The organism is Moorena sp. SIO2C4 (assembly GCF_010672485.1).
GTDB classification, from domain to species: Bacteria; Cyanobacteriota; Cyanobacteriia; order Cyanobacteriales; family Coleofasciculaceae; genus Moorena; species Moorena producens.
On the sequence record NZ_JAAHGN010001568.1, the window covers coordinates 1 to 1083 of the forward strand.

General features: G+C 48.2%; 2 protein-coding genes. One reads left to right on the forward strand and one right to left on the reverse strand.

The annotated features are described in order from the left end of the window. Window positions 1-258, forward strand: a 258-nt coding sequence (locus F6K20_RS39565) for a hypothetical protein (RefSeq protein WP_287298600.1), incomplete at its 5' end; no start/stop codon positions are given. A gap of 87 nt (window positions 259-345) precedes the next feature. On the opposite strand, the gene F6K20_RS39570 is transcribed toward F6K20_RS39565, so the two are convergent. After that, a complete protein-coding gene (locus F6K20_RS39570) occupies window positions 346-1026 on the reverse strand; it encodes a calcium-binding protein (RefSeq protein ID WP_287263182.1) in 681 nt (226 codons plus the stop codon). Window positions 1027-1083 lie beyond the last annotated feature (57 nt).

Below are 1083 nucleotides of genomic sequence, written 5' to 3' on the forward strand. Positions count from 1 at the left end.
GTGGGTGCCATGGGCATCTTGGTGGAATGGGCATCTTGGTGGAACGGGCATCTTGGTGGAACGGGCATCTTGGTGGAACGGGCATCTTGCTGTGGAATGGGCATCTTGCTGTGGAATGGGCATCTTGGTGGAACGGGCATCTTGGTGGAACGGGCATCTTGCCCGTTTCATTCCCAGTCGGGCTGTCCTTACACTGCCAAAGAAGCGGAAAATGAGTGCGAGCCCTTGGGTGGTGCGTTACGGGGCGGGCTGTCCTAACACTGGCGCTCGGTGTTGAACATGAGGCCAATCCCGCCCCTAACCCACCCTACGCAACTCCCCCAAAACCCCTCATTTTGATAAAAACTAAACGAAATTAAATACAGAATCGTTCAAATCCAGACCCATGGGCGAGTTTTCTATCAAACCAATCAAATCATTTGAACCGGAACTTTCCTGGATAGCGTAAATTCCTAGTCCCTGAACCACATCCCCAGAATCAAGGGTGACAAGGGTTTCTTCCAACTCATAGCCAGCAGGATTTGCGTTGAGTTGAATACTATCCTGAAAGAGATTCAAATCTGTGATGATAGCAAAATCACTCTCGCCTAGATCGTCATAGTATGCTTGATTAGCATCACCAAGCACAAATAGATCTCCTCCAGAACCACCAGTTAACGAGTCAATTTCGTCCAAACCGGGTCTTATCGCAAGGGGATTAACACCAACGAGAATATCATTGCCATCACCCCCAAGGAGAGTATCATTACCTATGCCACCCTCAAGGGAGTCATCGTCATTGCCACCATCTAGTAAGTCATTACCAGCATCGCCAAACAGTTCGTCAGTGCCGCCACCCCCCCAAAGGGTGTCATTTCCGGGGATAATAATTATAGGCTGCTCTCCTGGAGCATTGCGATCGCCAAATAGCCGATCGTATCCACCTCCACCACGCAGTTGATCATCATCACCCAAACCAAAGATTCTGTCGCTGTTGTTTGTGCCAGGTAGCACATTAGGATTGCTATTACCAAAAATATCTGCCATTTTATTGTCCTCCAAATTTAATTTGATTGTTTAGTTCATCAAGGGTTTAGGGTCACA